This is a genomic window from Phocaeicola coprocola, assembly GCF_041333015.1.
GTDB lineage: Bacteria > Bacteroidota > Bacteroidia > Bacteroidales > Bacteroidaceae > Phocaeicola > Phocaeicola coprocola.
The window spans coordinates 39,339-59,944 of sequence record NZ_JBGKGM010000002.1 but is presented as its reverse complement, the minus strand read 5'-3'; the positions used below and the strand labels follow the sequence as shown (position 1 = coordinate 59,944).

General features: G+C 50.6%; 25 protein-coding genes. 9 read left to right on the top strand and 16 right to left on the bottom strand.

Annotated elements, in window-relative coordinates; translation table 11 throughout:
- Position 1: 1 nt before the first annotated feature.
- The 15 genes from ACDG22_RS09385 to ACDG22_RS09315 all read right to left on the bottom strand — a co-directional run bounded on the left by ACDG22_RS09385 (position 2) and on the right by ACDG22_RS09315 (position 11,458).
- Positions 2–559: a conjugal transfer protein TraO gene (locus ACDG22_RS09385; RefSeq protein ID WP_009127081.1), complete on the bottom strand. Its 558-nt coding sequence runs from the start codon at positions 557–559 to the stop codon at positions 2–4.
- Positions 556–1,470: a conjugative transposon protein TraN gene (gene traN, locus ACDG22_RS09380; RefSeq protein ID WP_039969962.1), complete on the bottom strand. Its 915-nt coding sequence runs from the start codon at positions 1,468–1,470 to the stop codon at positions 556–558. Before traN ends, ACDG22_RS09385 begins: the two co-directional genes overlap by 4 nt.
- A gap of 39 nt (positions 1,471–1,509) precedes the next feature.
- Complete coding sequence (gene traM / locus ACDG22_RS09375; protein WP_346970852.1) at positions 1,510–2,829, bottom strand: conjugative transposon protein TraM; 1,320 nt, start codon at positions 2,827–2,829, stop codon at positions 1,510–1,512.
- On the bottom strand, positions 2,741–3,058 hold the full coding sequence (locus ACDG22_RS09370; protein ID WP_143722933.1) for a hypothetical protein: 318 nt from the start codon (positions 3,056–3,058) through the stop codon (positions 2,741–2,743). The genes traM and ACDG22_RS09370 overlap by 89 nt, the downstream gene beginning before the upstream one ends.
- Positions 3,055–3,678 carry a conjugative transposon protein TraK gene (gene traK, locus ACDG22_RS09365; protein ID WP_009127078.1) on the bottom strand — a complete coding sequence of 208 codons (624 nt, stop codon included), beginning with the start codon at positions 3,676–3,678 and terminating at the stop codon, positions 3,055–3,057. The genes ACDG22_RS09370 and traK overlap by 4 nt, the downstream gene beginning before the upstream one ends.
- A 21-nt stretch (positions 3,679–3,699) precedes the next feature.
- Positions 3,700–4,713 carry a conjugative transposon protein TraJ gene (gene traJ, locus ACDG22_RS09360; RefSeq protein ID WP_370858865.1) on the bottom strand — a complete coding sequence of 338 codons (1,014 nt, stop codon included), beginning with the start codon at positions 4,711–4,713 and terminating at the stop codon, positions 3,700–3,702.
- A 3-nt stretch (positions 4,714–4,716) separates the two neighbouring features.
- Complete coding sequence (locus ACDG22_RS09355) at positions 4,717–5,346, bottom strand: DUF4141 domain-containing protein (protein WP_009127076.1); 630 nt, start codon at positions 5,344–5,346, stop codon at positions 4,717–4,719.
- The gene (locus tag ACDG22_RS09350; protein ID WP_039969960.1) at positions 5,343–5,696 is read right to left on the bottom strand and encodes a DUF3876 domain-containing protein; all 354 of its coding nucleotides are present in this window, start codon (positions 5,694–5,696) and stop codon (positions 5,343–5,345) included. Before ACDG22_RS09350 ends, ACDG22_RS09355 begins: the two co-directional genes overlap by 4 nt.
- Before the next feature lie 41 nt (positions 5,697–5,737).
- Positions 5,738–6,334, bottom strand: coding sequence for a hypothetical protein (locus ACDG22_RS09345; protein WP_370858864.1), 597 nt, complete (start codon positions 6,332–6,334; stop codon positions 5,738–5,740).
- Positions 6,327–8,861, bottom strand: coding sequence for a TraG family conjugative transposon ATPase (locus ACDG22_RS09340; protein WP_039969931.1), 2,535 nt, complete (start codon positions 8,859–8,861; stop codon positions 6,327–6,329). The genes ACDG22_RS09345 and ACDG22_RS09340 overlap by 8 nt, the downstream gene beginning before the upstream one ends.
- Positions 8,858–9,184 carry a DUF4133 domain-containing protein gene (locus ACDG22_RS09335; protein WP_009127070.1) on the bottom strand — a complete coding sequence of 109 codons (327 nt, stop codon included), beginning with the start codon at positions 9,182–9,184 and terminating at the stop codon, positions 8,858–8,860. The genes ACDG22_RS09340 and ACDG22_RS09335 overlap by 4 nt, the downstream gene beginning before the upstream one ends.
- Positions 9,185–9,187: 3 nt before the next feature.
- The gene (locus ACDG22_RS09330) at positions 9,188–9,511 is read right to left on the bottom strand and encodes a DUF4134 domain-containing protein (protein WP_229089538.1); all 324 of its coding nucleotides are present in this window, start codon (positions 9,509–9,511) and stop codon (positions 9,188–9,190) included.
- Positions 9,512–9,604: 93 nt separating this feature from the next.
- A complete protein-coding gene (locus tag ACDG22_RS09325; protein WP_009127068.1) occupies positions 9,605–10,264 on the bottom strand; it encodes a DUF4122 family protein in 660 nt (219 codons plus the stop codon).
- Between the two features lies 1 nt (position 10,265).
- A complete protein-coding gene (locus ACDG22_RS09320) occupies positions 10,266–10,700 on the bottom strand; it encodes a DUF3408 domain-containing protein (protein WP_009127067.1) in 435 nt (144 codons plus the stop codon).
- A 5-nt stretch (positions 10,701–10,705) separates the two neighbouring features.
- Positions 10,706–11,458, bottom strand: coding sequence for a ParA family protein (locus tag ACDG22_RS09315; RefSeq protein ID WP_009127066.1), 753 nt, complete (start codon positions 11,456–11,458; stop codon positions 10,706–10,708).
- A gap of 198 nt (positions 11,459–11,656) precedes the next feature.
- On the opposite strand from ACDG22_RS09315, the gene ACDG22_RS09310 reads away from it, so the two are divergent.
- Genes ACDG22_RS09310 through mobC form a run of 5 tightly spaced genes read left to right on the top strand, consistent with a single transcriptional unit; the run spans position 11,657 to position 16,027 of the window.
- On the top strand, positions 11,657–11,887 hold the full coding sequence (locus tag ACDG22_RS09310) for a hypothetical protein (RefSeq protein WP_370858863.1): 231 nt from the start codon (positions 11,657–11,659) through the stop codon (positions 11,885–11,887).
- A gap of 53 nt (positions 11,888–11,940) precedes the next feature.
- Entirely contained in the window at positions 11,941–12,231 is a 291-nt protein-coding gene (locus ACDG22_RS09305; protein ID WP_270244628.1) for a hypothetical protein, read from the top strand.
- A 34-nt stretch (positions 12,232–12,265) separates the two neighbouring features.
- Positions 12,266–12,688 carry a conjugal transfer protein MobA gene (gene mobA / locus ACDG22_RS09300; RefSeq protein ID WP_039969959.1) on the top strand — a complete coding sequence of 141 codons (423 nt, stop codon included), beginning with the start codon at positions 12,266–12,268 and terminating at the stop codon, positions 12,686–12,688.
- Positions 12,673–13,935 (top strand): conjugal transfer protein MobB, encoded by a 1,263-nt coding sequence (gene mobB / locus ACDG22_RS09295; protein ID WP_279165957.1) that lies wholly within the window; start codon positions 12,673–12,675, stop codon positions 13,933–13,935. The genes mobA and mobB overlap by 16 nt, the downstream gene beginning before the upstream one ends.
- Positions 13,936–13,987: 52 nt before the next feature.
- Positions 13,988–16,027 carry a conjugal transfer protein MobC gene (gene mobC / locus ACDG22_RS09290; RefSeq protein WP_009127061.1) on the top strand — a complete coding sequence of 680 codons (2,040 nt, stop codon included), beginning with the start codon at positions 13,988–13,990 and terminating at the stop codon, positions 16,025–16,027.
- Between the two features lie 124 nt (positions 16,028–16,151).
- Here mobC and ACDG22_RS09285 read toward each other — a convergent pair whose 3' ends face one another.
- Positions 16,152–17,150 (bottom strand): IS110 family RNA-guided transposase, encoded by a 999-nt coding sequence (locus tag ACDG22_RS09285; RefSeq protein ID WP_368332155.1) that lies wholly within the window; start codon positions 17,148–17,150, stop codon positions 16,152–16,154.
- 401 nt (positions 17,151–17,551) lie between these two features.
- On the opposite strand from ACDG22_RS09285, the gene ACDG22_RS09280 reads away from it, so the two are divergent.
- From ACDG22_RS09280 to ACDG22_RS09265, 4 genes are all read left to right on the top strand, one after another.
- Positions 17,552–17,770, top strand: coding sequence for a hypothetical protein (locus tag ACDG22_RS09280; RefSeq protein WP_370858862.1), 219 nt, complete (start codon positions 17,552–17,554; stop codon positions 17,768–17,770).
- A 168-nt stretch (positions 17,771–17,938) separates the two neighbouring features.
- On the top strand, positions 17,939–19,504 hold the full coding sequence (gene istA / locus ACDG22_RS09275; protein ID WP_370858861.1) for an IS21 family transposase: 1,566 nt from the start codon (positions 17,939–17,941) through the stop codon (positions 19,502–19,504).
- 12 nt (positions 19,505–19,516) lie between these two features.
- Positions 19,517–20,248 (top strand): IS21-like element helper ATPase IstB, encoded by a 732-nt coding sequence (gene istB / locus ACDG22_RS09270; protein ID WP_370858860.1) that lies wholly within the window; start codon positions 19,517–19,519, stop codon positions 20,246–20,248.
- Positions 20,249–20,301: 53 nt separating this feature from the next.
- Entirely contained in the window at positions 20,302–20,592 is a 291-nt protein-coding gene (locus ACDG22_RS09265) for a hypothetical protein (RefSeq protein WP_370858859.1), read from the top strand.
- Positions 20,593–20,606 lie beyond the last annotated feature (14 nt).

Here is a 20,606-nt window from a genome sequence, read left to right as displayed (position 1 = left end):
ATCAATCCAGATAAAATCGGAATCCGGCACCGCACTGCAACTGGCAACGGTCCAGGCTGCCGCCCCACAGGAAGCGTTCCCGCACGGAGGCAGTCAAGGCAATCCGGTCACTGAGGTAAACTTCCATTTCCAGGGTCAGGGCACCGCCATAGACAAAGGCATCCCCGTTCTTCAGCCGGGCCCCGTCATACAGTGTCCGTTCCGACCAGTTCAGCGTTTCGTATCCGGCCAATGCGGACACTCCCGCGTGAAAGAAGAGGGTTTTCCCTGCATCGGATAGTAGTTGGAGATAATAGCCCCCTTCAGCGGTAAACTGCGCAGACGGCAAGGTGACCGTCCGGTAATCATGCTTCCGGTAGAGGTATTCCGCACCGAACACCCATCTGTTGCCGCCCTTGGCATGGGTGGTCACACCCAAGCCGGCAAAATAACCTGCTGAAGGAGCCATGCCTCCACGCATTTCCACGGCCTGCATCCCGGGCAGGCAGCGCTGGGCAGCAGCCTGCCCTACGGAGAGGGCAAGCAGGCAGACCAGCATACACATCCACTTTCTCTTCATCGTACTTTCAGTTCGTTGACGGTTTCTGCACGGACAAGGTCTTCATTGACCACTTCAAAACGCTGGTGACGGCCACCCTGCTTCTCAAGCATCTCGACCACCAGTTTCTTGTCGTCCGGTATCGTAAACTTGGGAAGGGCGAATACCGTACATTCCGAGTCCCTGCCGTTTACACGTGTCACATAATTATAGGCACGCAACGGATAAATCACCTGCTCCTGCATGGCGGTCCGCTTCACCACTTTCTTGTCCACGATCTTGAAGGTGATGAAGTCCACATCGAACGGTACGTGCGAGGTGTTCTTCACCTGGGTATGGAAATAGAGCAGGTCGTTGTGGGTATACATTCCCTTCAGCAGGAACTGGACCCCGAAACGCTTACTGCCGATGTGGCGGATACGGCGCTTGTCATTCTCATGGACAGACTTCATGATCAGCCGGACCAGCCGGGGGGACTCGTTGTCAAGTTCTGTCAGGTAGATTTCCATGGCGTTGTTCGGACGGTTCACCGATTCCCCGTCATGGATGAAGTCACACATCTCCACATTCAGCAGCAGGGGCTCATCGGCATACTTGACATTGAAGGTGTAAAAATTTCCGTCTTCGGTAATGACCGACATGTTGGTCTCCTGCCGGAAATGGCGGGTCGTGGCTTTCACGCGGATGACATTCTCGGCACCGTCAGCCTTGCCGGCAATCAGGTTGGGTGACCCCAGGTCCACGTATCTCACCGGTGCGGGGAAAATGACGTGGACGGTCTTGTCGTACGTGATCTCCAGCCCGTGGGGTGGAATCATCCGGCTGAAACCGATTTTCCGGGTCAGTCCTTCATACAGATCTCCGTTGCTCTGCTGCGCCATGGCAGCCAGCATGCCCGTCAGGAGGGCAAATACCATCAGAATCTTCTTCATGTGCTTGGGTTTAACGATTGTTTTGATGTTCATTGTTTCTTATTGTTCCGGGGAATGGAGCAGCACCCGGTGTCCGGCCTTGAGCGTGACCTTGACCGTACGCATCCTTTTGGTGATATACTGCGAGACGCCCTGCAGCACGCCTTTACCCACATCCGAAGCAATCTGGGCTCCGGCATCGGTGGAGATGTTGATGCTGCTGTTCATCGAACTGCCCATGTTGGCTGCAATTTCCCGTGCGGCATCATACTCCAGCGAATGGGGAATCAGGATTCCCTGCTGCCCGTCCGTATCATAGACTTCCAGTTCCACAGGAAGGATGCTGCCACCCGCTTCCAGGGTATGAATGACGATTTCCAGCCGTTCCCCCTGGATCCGGGTTGCACCGACCAGCACGGTCCCTTTCGGGATGAACCGGTCTGCCACGGCCATGGGTTCCGTAAGCCGGAGCCGGAGAGCCTGCCCGTCGGATACGGTCTGCGTACCATGCACACAGGCGGCAATGGTATTTCCGGTTGTCACGGTCTTCCTGCCGACGGGGGTGTGGAATCCGGTATTCCGTTCACCGGCATAGACGGAAAGGAACTCCTCTTCCGTCAGGGGTGCGGAAAGGCTGGACACCACCTGGTTCTGCAGCCGCTTGACCGGCATGGCCGGACGGTCTTCCGCTTTTGCAGCAGGCATGGCGGACGGGGCTGCCTGCCGGCTGTTGTACCTGGCGGCCAGTTCATATGACTTTTCCATGAGGGCCATTTTCTCTTCCATTCCCGGGGATGTTTCCTGTCTGTCCGCCTGCTGCCGTTCCAGCTCTTCGATTCTTTCCAGCAGCTTCTCCTTTTCTGGATCCGCCGCCGGTTCATAGATGCTCCCGAGGGTACGGTTCATCTGCCGGTATGCTCCGGCGGAGGAAGTGACCGCTCCGGCAGGACCTTCCATCCTTTCCGGGTCTGCATCCGGTTCCTTGGGAAAGGTATCCGGCAAACGGACACTGTCCTTCGGCTGTTCGTTCCGGAACATGGATTCGGCCGTATCAAAGAAGGTTTTCCGTTTCCGGCTTTCTTGTTCCAGCAATGCCTTCTCATAAGCATCCTTCTTGTTGCCTTCCAGTTCCTTGTCCTCGGGGGAAGGGATTTCGGTATTGAACCCTTTCCCCCGGTTCTGTCTGGTCTCTTCCTCCTTCGAAGGAGAAAATATCAGGTAAAGGCTGCCCAGACACAGCAGGCCCATGAGCGGATATACCACGAAGCGGGCACGACGGCGCTTCTGTTCCTCAGTCAGCGGTTCCCCGTCCCTGCGGAACGGAATCCTGAACGGCTTGAGCAGCCGTTCCAGCTGTTTCTTGATTTCTTCTTTCTGCATCTTCGGTTATCGTTTGAATAAAATGTTTCCGGAGTGTGTCCTGTCTCATCCACAGATATTCCGTATCACGGTTCCTGCCGTCTGTCAGAGGGACAACGGCCGTACAGATACAGGAAAGGGCAAACGGGACGAACAGGATGCCCAGGACAATCTTTCGCTGTTTCCGACCCAGCCGGCGGCAGAACAGCCTGAGTGCCAGGTCTGCCTGCCTGATCGGATTCCTTCTCATCGCTCCACACTCCTCAGGTCCTTGTTCTCAAGAATGGTCAGGTGTTCGATGATGAATCCGTTGGGGTTGTCATCCGAACGGGAAGTGTTCTGGAGCTGGCATTCGGTGACCAGCGAACGCTCCGTCACGTTGCTCTGCCGGATGATCATCTGCCGGGCATAGGTACGGGCCTTGTAGGGGTAGGCGGAAAAGTCGCAGAGGACGCTGTCCACCCGCACCGCCTGGTTGATGTTGCCGGATATAAGACGGTTGTAATACCCCTTTTCGGCAAAATCCACATAATAGTGGTAGGCACTCTTGTCGGCCAGTTGGAGCGCACGGTTGATGTTGTGCTCGATGGCGTCTTTCTGCGGTGACAGGCCGAAGAAGAGTTCATGGAACCTGCGCACATGCTCCCGGGCTTCGGCCGGACGGTTCTGCGCCAGATCCTGCGAGAGGGCCAGCATGAGCGACTTGCCGCCGTCCAGCACATAGATCTTCTCGCGCTGCTTCTCCGCAAAGCGGTAGGAGTGCCACAGGGCGAAGACGGTCACGAGCGTGCAACATGCCACAAAGGCTGCCAGCATCAGACGTATCCGTCTGAAACTGCTTTCGATATTGGTCAATGACTTGAATTCCATCTGTTCATGATTGTTTTTCGGTTATTTTCCACGCAGGCGTCCTCCGATGTTGCCCAATGCTGAGCCGGCTGCGCCCGCGGCAAATCCTCCGGCCTTGGTTGCGGTACGGTTGATGTTGCGGCTGTAGTTGCCCGCTCCACCGGCCTGTACAATCCAGCCGGCCACGGTCGGTACGGTAAAGTAGCCGATGATACCGATGAGCATGAAGATCACATACACGGAATTGGAGTTGTCCAGCGAATAGTTGGGATTGTTCTGGAGCTCCAGGATGTCGTTCTGAAGCATCAGCACCTGTATCTTGGCCAGCATGCAGCTGAACAGGTCACTCACCGGGAGCCACAGATAGACGGATATGTAACGGGTGAACCACTGGCTGAGCGTGGATTGGAAGCCGTCCCACACGCTGAAGGCGAAAGCCACCGGACCGAGGATGGAGAGAACCACCAGAAAGAAGGTACGGATCGTGTCTATCAGCAGGGAAGCGGCTGCAAACAGCAGCTCAAGCAGGCTGCGGAAGCCGTCGCGGATGCTCTTTTCCAGACTGTACATGCCCACTTCCATGTACATGCCCATCCGGGTGGCCATGGCATCGGGAGACCAGCCGAGTTCGTCTATCTGACGGTCGAACTCCTCATCGCTCACCAGGTAGGCCGTTTCCGGATTCCGCAGCATGGCTTCCCGTTCCAGCCGGTCCTTCTGTTCCCGGTACTGCTGCATGTCCATCGTCTGCCCCTCCAGCATCCTGTGGGTTCCCTGCACGATCGGACTCAGTACCGTATTCATCGTTCCGAGCACCAGCGTCGGGAAGAGCATGATGCAGATGCCGATGGCAAACGGACGCAGCAGCGGATAGACATCCACGGGTTCGGCACGGGCGAGTGACTGCCAGACCCGCACGGCCACATAGAACAGGGCACCGAGTCCGGCCAGACCTTTACCTACCGCCATCATGTCCCCGCACAAGGGCCTCATCTCCTGATACAGGCTTTCCAGTATGGTATGGAGATTGGAAAAATCAACGGATAACAAAACCATAGGCTACCAGTATTTGGAGGTTTCACTTCCGTAGAGCGCCAGTACGCGGTCCAGATCGTTCTTCTTCCGGGCACGGAGGATACTCACGGCAATGTTCCGGTTCGTATAATAGTTCACCAGGTTGCGGTAGCGGCGCATGCTGACATGACAGCCGTCCACCACATCCATCCGGTCCTTGTCCGTCATCGAGAGGGTGCTGACATTGATGACCTGTCTCAGGTCCTGCAGCACGCCGTTGCTCTCTTCCAGCAGCCGGGTGTACCCGAAAGCGATGGCGTCCAGTTCCTGCGGGGAAAAATTCTTGTCGCCCAGCATCTTCCGGAAGTTCGTCACATAGATTTCCGAAACATCGCCGACCATCAGGATGATTTCACTGACCTTGCGGGCATCCTTCACCAGGTTGTTCACGGATTTCAGCGCATCGTAGTATTTCTTGTACTGCTGGTAGATCTTCACTGTTTCCGCAAAGTTCTGTGCGGTATTGGTGGCCGTTGCGGAAGTGTGCACGATATTGTCCGACATGTTGATGATGCTCTGGGCCAGGTTGCCCGGATCGGTCACCACCCATTGTGCCCGGACTTCTCCGGCCAGCAGCAGGGCTCCCATGCCCAGCAGGAGAACCGCTCTTCTCATGGCTTCACCTCCTTCCTTACATAATCCCCGTTCGGGGAGAAGGTCAGTATGTCGGCCGCCTCGTTGTAGGCGACATCGATGCGGTAGCCGGTGTTGATGAACAGGTTCCCGTCCTCTTCCACCAGCAGGTAGGTTTCCGGCTTCAGTTTTCTCGTCCTGCCGCTTCTGGAAAACACCGTCACCTTGTAGGCATCCCCTTCCTTATAGATAAGGACGTCCGGCTTGCCTTCCACACTGCTCCATGAACCGCAAAGGCGGTCACAGTTTCTGTTTCCGCTGCAGCTCTGGAGCAGCAGCGTTGCCGCCCCGACCAGGCAGGCGGCCAGTCTGTACAACTGTCTGTTTTTCATGTCTTGTCTTTTCATGATGTTGTTCTTATTTTGCCATCTGTTCAGAGTCCCTTCCCGCGTCCTTTCGGTTTGGCGACAACCGGTATATGGGCTTTCCGGCAAGGCTGCCGATTGCGTAACGGACGTGAAGCCGGCTCCGTTTCCCGGGTTTGCCTTTTGCCGGTCATCCCCGCCATCCATTCCTCCAGTTTCCTGCAGGCTGTCTGCGCCTGCTTTTGTCTGACGGTGTCGGAAGCACTCCGGTCTATAGCGTACCTGACCAGAAAAGAAGGTGTCACAAACGGGTTTTCCACATGTTCGGGATCGGCTTCCAGTGTCTTCAGTTTCAGCCATTCTTCATGCAGCCGGTCCAGATACGCAGCGGGCGGGCGGGTACAGAGGCGTTCGAAGACCTGCTCTACGGCCCGGGTCAGCCTGGCATCCACTTCAAGGATATCGGGCACGGAACCTTTCCGCCTCTGCTGCCTGTATTCCTCCGGATCCATGTCCTCCAGCTGCCGGTACAGTTCGTAGTCTTTGGAAAAGCCGTAGTGTTCACGGATATCCCGCGGAATATCCCAGCCGTTCATCAGGGACCAGTAGAAGCACTCCACGATTTCGCTGCGTTTCTGCGGGTCGGTTTCAAAAGGGTCATTCATGGTTGTCTTGGTTTAACAGGTTACTGTTTCTGGCGGCTTTCCTACGGTTGGCCAGCTGCCTGACAGCCAGCTGCAGATTGCCGTCCAGTTCTTCCGTCAGCTTCTGAAGTTCCAGCTTTTCCGATTCTTCCGTCGTATAGATGGCGTATTCCTCCTCGCTGACCTCGGTGGCATATACGGCCGAATGGGTACCTCCCAGTCCGATCCATACTTCACGGTAGATACGTCCGGGGTGGTTGGCCTGGTTGATGGACAGGATCTGCCCCCGTTCCTTGTCGGTCAGCCCCAGGAGTTTCTGGATATGATCGAACTTGTTCATGTATTTCCGCTGGTCCAGCAGGATCTTGCAGTCGCTGTTGTTGATGATGGCTTCCTTCACGACGGGCGAACTGATGATATCGTCCACTTCCTGCGTGACCACCACTGCCTCACCGAAATACTTTCTGACGGTCTTGAACAAATACTTGATATACCCACTCATATTGGCGGACATCAGCGCCTTCCAACACTCTTCAATCAATATCATCTTACGGATGCCTTTCAGACGGCGCATCTTGGCGATGAAGGTTTCCATGATGATGAGTGTGACCACAGGCAAAAGGACCTTGTGGCTGCTGATGTTGTCCAACTCGAATACGATGAAGCGCTTTTCGGTCAGGTCCAGTTCCTCTTCCGAATTCAGCAGGAAATCGTAGTCACCGCCCCGGTAGAAGGGTTCCAGTACGTTCAGGAAACCGTCTATGTCAAAATCCTTTTCACGCACTTTCTTTTCCTCAACCACCCGGCGATAATCGTCCCGCACGAACTCGTAGAAGCCGTTGAAATCGGGTTTCAGCGTCCGGTCTTCGGCAATCCTGCGGATATAGGCATTGACCGCACCCGAGAGCGCCACCTCTTCCGAACGTTTCGGGGTTTCATCCTCACGCTTCCAGAGCGTAAGTATCAGGGTCTGGATGCTCTCACGCTTTTCTACGTCATACTGCCGGGTTTCCGAATAGAACGGATTGAAGGCGATGGGCTTGTCTTCCTCATAGGTCAGGTAGATGCCGTCCTCCCCACGGGTCCGGTTGTGGATCAGGTTACAGAGTCCCTGGTAGCTGTTTCCGGTATCCACCAGCAGGATATGGGATCCTTGTTCGTAATATTGCCGGACAAGGTGGTTCGTGAAGAAGGACTTGCCGCTTCCCGAAGGTCCGAGTATGAACTTGTTGCGGTTGGTGATGATTCCCTTCCGCATGGGCAGGTCGCTGATGTCCAGGTGGACCGGAACACCGCTCCGGCGGTCTGCCATGCGGATGCCGAACGGACTGGGAGAGCTGCGGTAGTTCGTCTCCGAGGCAAACAGGCAGACGGCCTGCTCCAGGAAGGTATGGAAACTTTCCTCGGCCGGAAAGTCACCGGCATTTCCGGGAATGCCCGACCAGTAGAGTACGGGGGTGTCAACCGTGTTGTGACGGGGGACGCAGCCCATCAGGGCAAGCTGGCTTCCGGTATCGTTCTTGATGCGCCGGAGTTCCTCGCCGTCATCCGCCCAGGCCAGCACGTTGCAGTGGCAGCGTACGGGAAGCAGTCCTTGGGTATGGGCTTCGTCCAGAAACATTTCCGTCCATTCATGGTTGACGGCATTGCTCCGGCTGTACCTGGACAGGGACAGCATGTTGCGTGAAGTCTTTTCCATGCGTTGCAGGATTTCCTGGGCATCGTCAATGAACACATACTGAGAATAGATGTGGTTACACGAAAGCAGCAGCCCGACAGGAGCGGCGAACGAAAGCATGCAGTCACTGCGGTCGGTGGACAGACGCTCATAGCGTCTGTCCGTAGCCACGCTTGCGGGCAGGTCCTCCGTATCGGAAAGGACATGCAGGCAGAGGCGTTTGTCACCGACCCTCATCCGCCCGGGATCGAGGCAGATGTCTTGCAATACGGGAGGTCTGTCTTCCATTTCCAGGGCCAGGTACCTTTCGAACAGCCCGGGAGCGTCTTCCGTACCGACCAGTTCTTCCGTCCTCAACCGTTTCATCCGAACATGGCCGGAATCGTTCATGATACGTTCGAACTGCTCCACGGCTTCGAGGAACTTCACCACGGCATCCCAGTCCGTGATTTCCTTGGGGAGGATGTATCCCCGGCACAGGGTGCTGAAGTCGCTCCGGCGGCGGGTCCGCTCACGCGTGGTCTTGGTCAGGTACAGGAAACAGCGGTGCTGCAGATAGGGGCGCTCGTTGAAATGGCCGGCATAGCTCCGGGACAGGAAGCTTTCTGCAACGTCTCCCTCCGCAGAGTAGCTTTCCCGGGTGAACCAGTCCTGCTTGTACACGACCGAAAAGGCGGGAAGCACCTTGATGGCCTTCACCCAGGTGCCGTGCATGGCCTCGTACTCGGCGGATGTCACGGTATAGAGTTCGGGCAGCTCCACTTCATAGGCCACCGTAATGTCGCCATCCTTGCTGACGATGCAGTTGTTCTCCACGGCCAGGATCGGAAAGCGGCTTTCCAACTCAGCGATTTTCAATACGCTTCTCATTTCTTCTTTTTCTTCTTGGGGGTTAATAGGCTTCTTATCCGGCGGCGGACAGTCAGGTAGCGGGGATGGCTTTTTTCGGCCAGCGCCTTCATCAGTCCGTGTTCCCCGTACCGGGCATTCAGGCGGAAGGTCATCCATACGGTCAGCGAACCGGAGAAGGCCCCGAACGTGAGGCAGACCCACTGGCTGACACCGGCCATATAGAGGATGACCACCACCAGAAAGACCGATACAAGACCGCCGGCAAAAATGAACAGGTACTGTGACTTCAGTCCCTTGAACTCAATCGGGCGTCCGGCGCCCTTGTTGATGCGGTACTCCATGGATTAAAGGAAGAATGAGCGGAGAATGGTGGCTGCCACAATCAGGAAGATGCAGGCGAAGAACCAGCTCGCCGCCGTCTTGGACGTATCCGGATCACCGCTGCTGAACTTGCCGTAGGTCTTGATGCCGCCCACCAGACCGAGAACGGCACCGATGGCATAGCAGAGCTTGGTGGCGGGGTCGAAATACGAAGTCATGAGGCTGGTGGCCTCGTTGATGCCTGCCAGACCCTGGCCCTGTGCAAAAAGACCGGCTGTGAACAGCACGCTGAATACGGATAAGAGGATTCTTTTTCTCATGGTAGAATCGTTTTTGAGGTTTGACATAAATTTGATTTCGGTGACAAATATATCAGTAAAGGAAAGCGGTTGGACAGGTGTGTCATTAGATGGCACCGGATGGCATCAGATGGCGCATGGTCAGATATATTTCCGCCATCCGTCCGCAGGGTTTTCGTTTTCTTTCGGGGGAAGCGGCTTGGGATTTCCGTCTTCATCCAGATACCTGTCCAGAAGTTCGTCCACCATTTTTGCGTTTTCCGCATTGGACGTGAAAATGTCAATCAGGTTGCTCTGCTGGATGGAGAATACAATACGGGCTGCCTGCAGGGCCTTTTCCTCACCGACCTCTCCCTTGCGGGCCAGGTATTCCCCCAGCGTTTCCATATCCCTGCTCGAAAGGACCGGCGAAACGGATTCCACATCGGGGTTCCCGGCATCCAGCTCTTCCTGCTCTTGCAGCAGGAGTTTCATCTTTTCAAGGGCAAGATTGCATTCTACCTCTTCCTGTTCCACATTCTCCTCTTCCCCGATGAAGTTCTTTTCAAGGGGCTGGCTCATGAAAGGGGCAGCCGTCTTGCCGGCATTCTCGTCCAGGTAGACGTAACGGGTGCTTCCCATCACCTCATCCTCAGAAGCTACAGCCCCCGTTCCGGAGGCTTCCGGCTTTTCTTTTTTCACGGGTGGCTTTCCATAAAGCAAGGTGCAGACGGTTTCGATACGTGTCCGCCAGCAATACACGCTGTACAGCAGATAAACGATGCATACAATCCGGACACACAGGTATATCAGTTCTTCCATATCAGAATGATTTTTGGGTATTGCGACGAAATAGCTCGTCAAGTTCTTCACTATAAGTATCCAGATGATGCGTCAGCACATTGTCCAGAAAAGCGGGTATAGTCATATCTGCATTAAAAATGGGAAGTGCACGGGCCAATCTTTGATAGATTTCGTAACTGATATAGGTCTGCCGCTTTTGGACAGTTTTTTTTCGTTCCAAAAACTGCGTCCGATACAGGTCCAGCCTTTCATCCATATTCGGGTCGCTGTGTACCGCTTTGCGTAACTTCTTCTGCTCACGTTTTTCCGCCTCTTGCACTTCATTTTCTGATTCTCTGGAAGGTAGATTTTCAATGCTGCCTGTCTCTGGTTTGGCACATGAGATGGACTCACTGGCCATCATGTCCTTCAGGGCATCTTCATTCACCTTGAATATTTCTCTTTTCTTTGCCATAGTTTTTATCCGGGAAAAATGATACGTTCCATTTCCTGCGCAAATGCTTCCAGTCTGCTGTCTTTTAGGAGAATTTCAGAAGGAGGAAGCAAGGTGCAGCGGAAATGCTGTCTGGACAAGGGAGTCATCTCCTTGTTAAATCGCTCAAGGTCAGGAAGCACGGTATCGAACACCTTCAATCCCATACGAGATATGATGGTATTGTACATCACAAAGAGTTCCTTGGACGTACGGCTGTCCATGCGGTTCCAGAACAGACGTATGTCTTTCAAGGGAGCATTCGGATGCTGGCCAATGAAATCCTGCACGGTCGAAACAAAGGAAAGACTGCTCTGCATGACCATCCGGTCTTTCACGATGGGGGTGAAAATAAAATCCATGTTCATGACGGACTCGAACACTCCACGGGAATTGACCGTACCGGGAAGGTCGAAGAATATCAGGTCATAATCACCTTCCAGCCTGCCGGGAATCTTTGCGGCCTCTTCCGGAGTAGAAGTGACTATCGGATAGGCCTTGCGAGTGCTGTTCTCAAACTGGCGGCAGAAAAGCCGCTGGTGATACTCGCTCTTTTCCAGGTTCTTCAAATCCCTTCCCCGTAGTTTGTCCAGGCTAAACTGGGGATAGTCACAGTCAACAACTGCAACATTCAACCCTTTTACATAATTGAAATAACTGGCAAGTACTATCGTTACCGTGGACTTGCCCACACCGCCTTTCTGGTTACTGAAGGCGACAAGAATCGGACGTTTGTTCATTCCTTTTCGTTTTTGGGGTTAATATTCACTTTCTCTCTTTTTGTTACTCCACATGTACTACCCGGTAATCTCGTATAGAACCATGAAGCAAACACATTCAAAATCCTCCATGTATTGCATGGTTGCATCAATATATGATTGCAATACGGTGTCATTGCATGGATGCATCGATATACGATTGCAATACGACGTCATTGCATGGATGAATCAATATATGATTGCAATACGATGTCATTGCATGGATGCATCGATATACGATTGCAATACGACGTCATTGCATGGATGAATCAATATATGATTGCAATACGACGTCATTGCATGGATGCATCGATATACGATTGCAATACGATGTCATTGCATGGATGCATCGATATAAGGTTGCAATACGATGTCATTGCATGGATGCATGATTATGTTATTGCAATCTAAAATCTGCGTCAAAAATAAGGTCTTTCAAGCAGTTTGGATGCGATACTCCATCCTTGTGGCATCAGACAGCATCAGATGTCATCAAATGTCGCACAACAGCATGTTTTACAGATGGATATGTCGGTGTAATTTTGCAAAGTCAGAACCGAGAAACGGCAGGAAAGATGCTCCAACGGACCACAGCACGCCGCAAGCGTCGCGCAGCAATCCGCCGGAGGTGGATTCTCTGTTCAAGCGAACAGAGCAAGTTGTGTCTTTGTCCGACAGAAAGTATTCTGCCCGACAAAGACCAACTTGCCCTCCCTCACGGTCGGGGGATTTTCCTCCAAAGTCGGAAAATCTGACAGAGAATGCAAAACAACCCAAATGAAGCAAAGCATGGAGAAAAAGCAAGGGACAAGAACAGGCCGGAAACCGAAGACGGATCCGGCGGATTACAAGTACAGCTTCCGTCTGAACGCGGAAGAGAATGGAAGGTTCGAGAGGCTGTTTCTGGAATCAGGAGCCAGGGACCGCACGGTCTTCATCAAGAAGTCGCTCTTTTCAGGGCAACTCAAGGTGATCAAGGTAGACAAGGTATCCATGGACTATTACATCCGACTCGGGGAATTCCACCGCCAGTTTCAGGCTGTAGGAAACAACTACAACCAGGTTGTAAGGGCCGTACAGAAGAACTTCGGAGAGCAAAGGGCACGGTCCCTGCTCTACAGGCTCGAAAAGGCAACGCTGGAACTCATCCTGCTCAGCAAGCAGATCATGTCATTGACCCGGGAATACGAAGAGAAATGGTTGCCAAGATAAGTCATGGGGCCAGCCTTTACGGGGCACTGGCCTACAATCACGAAAAGGTTCTCAAAGGTTCGGCGGAAATCCTGTCGGGACACCGGATGATTTCCGACCGGCCAGGCCTGCCGAGCGAAGACCTTCGGCTGGTGCTCCTTTCATTCGAGAACCATCTGATAGCAAACCGCCGAACCGAAAAGCCCGTCCTGCACGTTTCGCTCAGTCCGGCACCGGAAGACAGGCTGGACAATGCCCGGTTGATGGAACTGGCCGAAAAATACATGGACAAGATGGGGTACGGACAGCAGCCGTTTATCGTGTACAGGCACAACGATACCTGCAACACACACGTGCATATCGTCAGTGTCTGCATTGATGATGACGGCAGGAAAATCAAGGATTCCTATGAGCACCGACGCTCGATGGCTGCCTGCCGGGAACTGGAACAGGAATTCGGGTTGCGTAACGGGGCGGATACGGAAAGACAGAATCCGAAAGCGGAACTGAAAAAGGTGGATGTCTCCAAGGGGGATGTACGTCACCAGATTGGCAACACCTTAAAGGCGGTTCTGGAAAGTTACCGTTTCCAGACTTTCGGTGAATATGCAGCCTTGCTTTCCACACTGAATATAGAAGCGAGGCAGGTGCGCGGCGAATATAAAGGGACAGCGTACACGGGAATCATCTATTCGGCAACCGATGACAGGGGAAAGGTGGTCAGCCCACCTGTAAAAAGTGCCCGGTTCGGCAAACGGTTCGGAGATGCCGGCTTGTCCGAACGGATGATGCGGCATGTCCGGGATTTCAAGGAAGGCAAATGGAGACCGGCCATAGCCGGCAAAGTCGCCCGTGCGATGCGGGATGCCAGGTCTGAACAGGAGTTCAAGAAATTGTTGAAGCAGGAACAATTGGATGTGGTATTCCGGAAAAACGACTCAGGACGCATCTATGGCGTTACTTTCATGGACCATGACAGGCGCGAAGTGTTCAACGGCTCACGGATGGGAAAAGAATTTTCAGCCAATGTATTCAACGACCTGGTCAAATGGTGGGACGGTATTCCCCGGCAAGAAAAAGAGTCATTCAGCGGACCGGAGCTTTGGAAACGGTACGGTCACTCTGTGGAGGATGGCAGTGCGCTTGAACAGGCGGCAGGCATCTTCTCTATGGATACCAATCCGGCCGTCGATTACGAGGAAGAAGCGTTCCGCCGTCGCATGAAACGCAAAAAGAAACCGCAGAAACGCAAGTCGCGCGGCATCTGACACAACCATTATCACCCCGGGGGACCATGTTCCCCTCAAATGCTACTTTACTATGCAACAGGAAGACGATTTGAGAGCCCTGGCCAAAATCATGGAATTCGGCAGGGCTGTCAGTATTTTCATTTTGGTAGTCCACGTCTATGTGTACTGCTACCCGAGCATGGCTGCCTGGTACCTGAACCTGGAAGTCATCGACCGGATACTCATGAACTTTGAACGGACGACCGGTATATTCGGCTGCATTCTTTGGACCAAGCTCCTGGCCGTACTTCTGCTGGCCATTTCCTGCGTGGGCACCATCGGCGTGAAAGGGGAAACGATTACCTGGCAACGTATCTGGATGGTCCTGACAACGGGGGCGGTTCTCTTCTTCATGAACTGGTGGCTGCTGGATTTGCCTTTTCCGCACGAGGCGGTCACCTCCCTGTATATAATGACACTGGCAACCGGTTATCTCTGCCTGCTAATGGCCGGTCTGTGGATCAGCCGCCTTTACCGGCACAACCTGATGGAGGATGTTTTCAACATGGAAAACGAATCTTTCATGCAGGAGACAAGGCTGATGGAGAATGAGTATTCCGTCAATCTGCCTACCCGGTTCCAGTATGGCGGCAAATTCAATGACGGATGGATCAATGTGGTGAACCCGTTCCGTGCCACCATCGTATTGGGAACGCCGGGGTCCGGCAAATCCTACGCAGTGGTGAACAACTATATCAAACAGATGATTTCCAAAGGTTATAGCACCTATATCTATGATTACAAATTCGATGACCTCTCCACCATTGCCTACAACACCTTGTTGCACAACATGGACAAATACAAGGTGAAGCCTCATTTCTACGTCATCAATTTTGATGATCCGCACCGTTCACACCGCTGCAATCCCATCAATCCGGAGTTCATGACAGACATCTCCGATGCCTACGAAGCAAGCTATACCATTATGTTAAATTTGAACAAAACCTGGATTGAAAAACAGGGAGACTTCTTTGTGGAATCGCCGATTATCCTGTTGGCAGCCATCATCTGGTATCTCAAAATTTACAAGAACGGTATCTATTGCAGCTTCCCTCATGCCGTGGAGCTGCTGAACAAACCTTATTCCGATTTGTTTACCATATTGACCTCCTATCCGGAGCTGGAAAACTATCTTTCTCCTTTCATGGATGCCTGGAAATCAGGAGCTCAAGACCAGTTGCAGGGCCAGATAGCTTCCGCGAAAATCCCACTTACCCGAATGATTTCCCCGCAGCTTTATTGGGTGATGACCGGTAATGATTTTTCATTGGATATAAACAATCCGGCAGAACCTAAAATTTTGTGTGTGGGCAATAATCCGGACCGCCAGAACATCTATTCCGCCGCATTGGGTCTCTACAATTCGCGTATCGTGAAACTCATCAACAAGAAGGGGCAGCTTAAAAGTACAGTCATCATCGACGAGCTGCCCACCATCTATTTCCGTGGACTGGACAACCTGATTGCAACGGCACGATCCAACAAAGTAGCAGTTTGTCTGGGTTTCCAGGACTTCTCCCAATTGAACCGAGACTATGGTGAAAAGGAGAGTAAGGTGATCCAAAATACGGTCGGCAACATCTTCAGCGGACAGGTGGTCGGCGAAACGGCCAAGACGCTTTCGGAACGTTTCGGAAAGATTCTTCAGAAACGGCAGTCCGTTTCCATCAACCGTCAGGATGTTTCCACCTCCATCAATACCCAGTTGGATTCCCTAATTCCGGCTTCCAAGATTTCCAACCTGTCACAAGGTTCCTTTGTAGGTGCCGTATCGGACAACTTCGGTGAGAAAATTGACCAGAAGATTTTCCATGCGGAAATTATTGTGGACCATGCCAGAGTGAGTGCCGAAGAAAAGGCATACAAGAGAATACCGGTTATCAACTCCTTCAAGGATAAAGAGGGGAATGACATCATGCTTGAACAGATTCAGCGCAATTACGACCAGATCAAGGCGGATGCCCAAGCCATCATCAACGACGAGATGGAACGGATCATGAATGACCCAGAACTGTGTGAACGGCTGGGTATTGAAAAAACAGAATCTGAAAACAAAGAGGATGGCAAATAAATCATGGCCGGATTTGATTTTCAAGAAACATTCCGTATCTTTGAACCTGAAATAGAACATAACGGCGGATTACGGGATGTTTTCCGTTGCTTATATACATACTACTATGATTTTTACAAGTAATTTATGATAAAAATGGTCTATAAATTTCATTTCTTTTGATAACGGCAAACATCCTTGAAACAATTTTTGCTCTCAGTGCATTGATTACAGACATTCTATTTTTACCTTCAGCAACTTTCCTTTCATAATACATTTTCAATTCACCACCAGTTTTATGAGTAATTGCTACCGCCGCCAAATGTAATAGACGTTTAATAGTCTTATCGGCACGATGTGATACTTTTGATTTCGAATGCTGAGAACTTCCGGAAGAATATGAAAAAGGCGCTACTCCTGCATAACAGTTGAATTTTCTTGAATCGTCAAAACGAGTAAATGCTTCTGTAGCAATTATCATGTTGGTTGCCACTACACGACCTACACCATCTACAGACATAAGCAGTTCCATCTGGCGGGATAAAACAGGACATGCACTGATAACTTCTTCCATTTCATCAGTAATAGCGTTGATTGCTTCTACCAAATCATCCATCAAAGCTTGTAAGCGTTTCATTTTACGTTCAAACAAGGTTTTGGGCATATAATCCTTTTGATCCTTTAATTGTGCCTTATATTTTGCCAAATCAGATACATATAGAGTCCGCTCTGATTCAAGTTGTTTTAATCGTTCAATATCTTCTGTTGGGCGTTCATAATAATGTACCTTGTCTTGAAAGCGGCGAGCATAAATAGCTATACGTTTGGCATCCACTTTGTCATTTTTCCCTCTTTGTACACCTGATGAATATTTAATCTCTGCAGGATTCTCAAGCCAAAGTCTGCATTCCATTGCCTTACAAGCACAAGCAAGAGGAAATGTGTATTGTCCGGTATGTTCCGCACAGATAAGCATCCTGCTACCAGCTATCTCATAATCTTCCTGTAAATGATATATTAATGACATTATTGCACTTTGATGATTAGCTGTTTTTTCTTCACATACAACTTTTCCTTCAAACATTACACAAAAATCCAGTTTCTTTTTCGAAACATCAACACCGATGAAATAAAAATCTTCCATACTTTTTCCTTTTTATGATTTTAAAAGAAGAGTCTGAACTTAACCTAATTACCTTAACAATTTATTGTTAACCTACTATCTGGGTCTGGGTCCAAACAAACAGGAAGTCCTTTTATGTATACGGGACTTATAAATATCCTTAGTCGCAATTGGTTCACTTCCTGTATCCTTCCTTTATTCAAAGTTATTATTTTTGCTTTATCTTTAGTATAAAGTGCAAATCTAAGGTAAGTCGCAAGATGTCACAGGTAGAAATCTGGTAAATTTCAAAAAAAACGATGACTATTGCGTGAGGCTTATGCTATACCTTATAGCATGAGCCCATGCAAGTTATCGTTTGGGCTATTACCAGAGCCTCTACCTGAAACTGCATGGGCTTCATGCTTTTTTCAGATAAGGGTATGGCAAGAATACGAATCGTTATGGCAATTACATTGGATGGATTTCTTCCAAAGCAAGAGGAAAAATTCATGCAATGGCTTATGGAAGAACCTCGAAAAGGTTTTCCGTATTGGAAAGAAAAAGCTTCATTTCAAATCAATGAATTATATGGCATAATAGACCTGTCTGACATGATACGTAGATTTAGTGATAGTATCGGCGAAACGGTACCATCATAGCGCATGAATCGGTACCGCTATAGCGGAGGAATCGGTACCACCTCAGCGCTCCAATCGGTACCAACGTAGCGCATGAATCGGTACCAGCAAAAAGATTGACAATTCAGTTCTGTAGTTTAGTATAAACTTCATATCTTAAAGGTCCGATCAATCAATACCCTTTAAGATATGGCAAACAGAACGTTGAATATGGTAAAATTAAAAAGAGCATTTCAAATGCTGTCGGCTTCCACTCCTCAACGGGAAATATGTGCACAACTGCACATAGGCCGTGGAGTCTTAAACCGCTACAAGAAGTTGGCTGATGAAGCCAAAGTTGATTACGGCACAATAGGCCGGATGAGTGAAGAGCAAATCCACAGTCTGCTGCAGTCTCCACCAACTCCCAAACCTTCTGAACAGAAAAACGAGTTGAAAGAGCTGTTGCCAGACTATGCGGAAGATCTTGCCAGACACCGCCACCTGACCATACAGTTGCTACACGAGGAATATCTCAAGGAGCATCCCAACGGCTATGCGTACACGCAGTTCAAGAAGCATATCCGTGATTATCAGTATGCCAACAACCTGTCTTACCACAACACTTACATCCCGGGATGTGAGATGCAGATTGATTTTGCTGGTGACAAGCTCTATGTTACAGACCGGAAAAGTCAGGAGCATATACCTGTAGTTGTCCTCTGCTGTATGCTGCCGTTCAGCGGTATGGGCTATGCCAAAGCCATGTATCATGCAAGCATGGAATACTTTTTCAGTGGCTTGTCGGATGCCATAACCTATTTTGGAGGATGTCCTGAAGTGTGCAAGAGCGACAACATGACCCAATGGGTGAAAAAGTCAGACCGTTACGAGCCTACATTCAACAATGCTGCTCTGGAATGGTCAAGCTACTACAATACTACCCTGGAGGCTTGCCGTGTACGGAAGCCACGTGATAAAGGTCCTGTAGAAGGAATCGTATACAAGTTCTACCAGTTTATATATGCTGCCATCCGGCATGAAGTGTTCCATTCTTTGGATGAACTCAACAGCCGTATCTTTGAATTGACAGACAAGTTTAATGACCGTCCTTCCAGAACTACCGGAAAAAGCCGCAGGAGTGTGTTTGAAGCCGAAGAACAAGGCTGTCTTGGGCCGCTCCCCATCACCCCTTTCCGCTTCCGTTACCGCAAGGAAGTGAAACTGACCGGTGATTACCATGTCACCGTAGGACGGCTTGAAGAACGGCATCTTTACAGCGTCCTATACATTTATGTAGGACAAAGAGTAACCGTGGTCTGGGATACAGAAACCGTGGAAGTATATCTGAACACCCAACGAATAGCCCTGCATAAAAGAAGCTTCATAGCCGGACGTTCTACAGAGGACGCGCACATGCCTGAGAATCATCTGGAATACCAGCACAGCAAAGGACGGAATGCCGCCTTTTACCTGGAAGAGGCAGAGGTTATCGGCATGTATACACTGAAAGCCGTAGAAAAGGTATTGGCTTCACCGAAGTACGTAAGCCATGCCTACCGCTCTTGCGAAGGTATATTGTCCTTGCGTAAAAAATATGGTAAGGAAAGGCTTGAGAATGCCTGCAAGCGTGTGTCTGAAAGCGGAACCGTAACTTACAGCATGCTCAAGAATATCCTTCAGAACAATCTGGATAAAGCTGAAAACCGACCCAATGTATGCTGTATCCCAACCAATGAATATGTACGGGGTGCAGAAGCGTTTTCCAACATTTAAACTCTTATTTATATGAATACACAAGAAACCATCATACAACTCAAGGAGTTGAAACTGAAGGGAATGGCGAATACGCTGGAATCCCTGATGACTCTTCCGGTGCAAAGCCGTCCCTCATTTGATTTTGCCATCGCCAAGATGGTAGAGGCAGAAATACTGGAAAGGAAGGAACGTAAAACAGAAATGTTCCTCAAAACCAGCAAACTCCGCTACAGTGCCATGATTGAAGATGTTGCCTGTGGTGTAGAACGCAACATTACAACTGAACAGCTGGCTGCACTGGCCGACTGTTCCTTCATACGCAGACATGAGAATCTGCTGATACAAGGTAAATGCGGCTGTGGAAAGACCTTCCTGGCATGCGCCATTGGCAGACAAGCCTGCACCTTGGGCTTCAGAACCGTCTATCTTAATATGAACCGGTTCATCGAGAAAATCACACTGTCCAAACTGGACAACACCTTCCTCAAGATGATTACTTCCTTGGAGAAGAATGACCTGATTATATTGGACGACTTCGGGCTGCAGCCGATGGACACCAATACCAGGTTGGCTCTGCTTCAGATCCTGGAAGAGAGATATGAACGAAAGTCAATGATCATCGCATCACAGCTTCCTATCTCAAAATGGTATGATTACATAGGAGACCCAACCTTGGCGGATGCCATTATGGACCGTCTCGTGGCCAACGCTAATAAAATTGAGTTAAAAGGCGAGTCTATGAGACAGCGAAAGAAAAAATAATATACATTTGCAAAGAATCTTACAGAACTGAATGCGGTACCGTTTGCAGCGTCATGACGGTACCGATTGCAGCGCTACAATGGTACCGATTCAGCGCTATCGTCAGATTTAGCGCGGATTGTATATGCCAGACTATCATACATGATAAAAATAGTGCAGATTATGCCGATGGTCTTTTCCAATATAATCTTGTTGACGAAATGGTTCTTTATACGTTACCGATATCCTACGGGAAAGGATTTTCATTGATGGATAGTATCGGTAAACATCATTGGCAACTCCGCTCTTTCAAACTGTACCCCAATGGCATTTCCCGTTTGGTGTACGAAAAAAGACGTATGTAATAATCCGTGTCACA

Bases quoted from the DNA above. Each gene is read 5' to 3' on its own strand.
- ACDG22_RS09340 (WP_039969931.1), bottom strand. From the start codon at position 8,861: ATGAGAAGCGTATTGAAAATCGCTGAGTTGGAAAGCCGCTTTCCGATC.
- traM (WP_346970852.1), bottom strand. From the start codon at position 2,829: ATGCAGAAAGAAGAAATCAAGAAACAGCTGGAACGGCTGCTCAAGCCG.
- ACDG22_RS09385 (WP_009127081.1), bottom strand. From the start codon at position 559: ATGAAGAGAAAGTGGATGTGTATGCTGGTCTGCCTGCTTGCCCTCTCC.
- ACDG22_RS09265 (WP_370858859.1), top strand. From the start codon at position 20,302: ATGACGGTACCGATTGCAGCGCTACAATGGTACCGATTCAGCGCTATC.
- mobC (WP_009127061.1), top strand. From the start codon at position 13,988: ATGCAACAGGAAGACGATTTGAGAGCCCTGGCCAAAATCATGGAATTC.
- traK (WP_009127078.1), bottom strand. From the start codon at position 3,678: ATGGAATTCAAGTCATTGACCAATATCGAAAGCAGTTTCAGACGGATA.
- ACDG22_RS09370 (WP_143722933.1), bottom strand. From the start codon at position 3,058: ATGAGAAGGAATCCGATCAGGCAGGCAGACCTGGCACTCAGGCTGTTC.
- ACDG22_RS09310 (WP_370858863.1), top strand. From the start codon at position 11,657: ATGGATGAATCAATATATGATTGCAATACGATGTCATTGCATGGATGC.
- ACDG22_RS09320 (WP_009127067.1), bottom strand. From the start codon at position 10,700: ATGGCAAAGAAAAGAGAAATATTCAAGGTGAATGAAGATGCCCTGAAG.
- ACDG22_RS09345 (WP_370858864.1), bottom strand. From the start codon at position 6,334: ATGAATGACCCTTTTGAAACCGACCCGCAGAAACGCAGCGAAATCGTG.
- ACDG22_RS09325 (WP_009127068.1), bottom strand. From the start codon at position 10,264: ATGGAAGAACTGATATACCTGTGTGTCCGGATTGTATGCATCGTTTAT.
- ACDG22_RS09315 (WP_009127066.1), bottom strand. From the start codon at position 11,458: ATGAACAAACGTCCGATTCTTGTCGCCTTCAGTAACCAGAAAGGCGGT.
- ACDG22_RS09280 (WP_370858862.1), top strand. From the start codon at position 17,552: ATGGCAAGAATACGAATCGTTATGGCAATTACATTGGATGGATTTCTT.
- ACDG22_RS09335 (WP_009127070.1), bottom strand. From the start codon at position 9,184: ATGGAGTACCGCATCAACAAGGGCGCCGGACGCCCGATTGAGTTCAAG.
- istA (WP_370858861.1), top strand. From the start codon at position 17,939: ATGGCAAACAGAACGTTGAATATGGTAAAATTAAAAAGAGCATTTCAA.
- mobB (WP_279165957.1), top strand. From the start codon at position 12,673: ATGGTTGCCAAGATAAGTCATGGGGCCAGCCTTTACGGGGCACTGGCC.
- traJ (WP_370858865.1), bottom strand. From the start codon at position 4,713: ATGGTTTTGTTATCCGTTGATTTTTCCAATCTCCATACCATACTGGAA.
- istB (WP_370858860.1), top strand. From the start codon at position 19,517: ATGAATACACAAGAAACCATCATACAACTCAAGGAGTTGAAACTGAAG.
- ACDG22_RS09355 (WP_009127076.1), bottom strand. From the start codon at position 5,346: ATGAGAAGAGCGGTTCTCCTGCTGGGCATGGGAGCCCTGCTGCTGGCC.
- mobA (WP_039969959.1), top strand. From the start codon at position 12,266: ATGGAGAAAAAGCAAGGGACAAGAACAGGCCGGAAACCGAAGACGGAT.
- ACDG22_RS09330 (WP_229089538.1), bottom strand. From the start codon at position 9,511: ATGTCAAACCTCAAAAACGATTCTACCATGAGAAAAAGAATCCTCTTA.
- ACDG22_RS09285 (WP_368332155.1), bottom strand. From the start codon at position 17,150: ATGGAAGATTTTTATTTCATCGGTGTTGATGTTTCGAAAAAGAAACTG.
- traN (WP_039969962.1), bottom strand. From the start codon at position 1,470: ATGAAGAAGATTCTGATGGTATTTGCCCTCCTGACGGGCATGCTGGCT.
- ACDG22_RS09350 (WP_039969960.1), bottom strand. From the start codon at position 5,696: ATGAAAAACAGACAGTTGTACAGACTGGCCGCCTGCCTGGTCGGGGCG.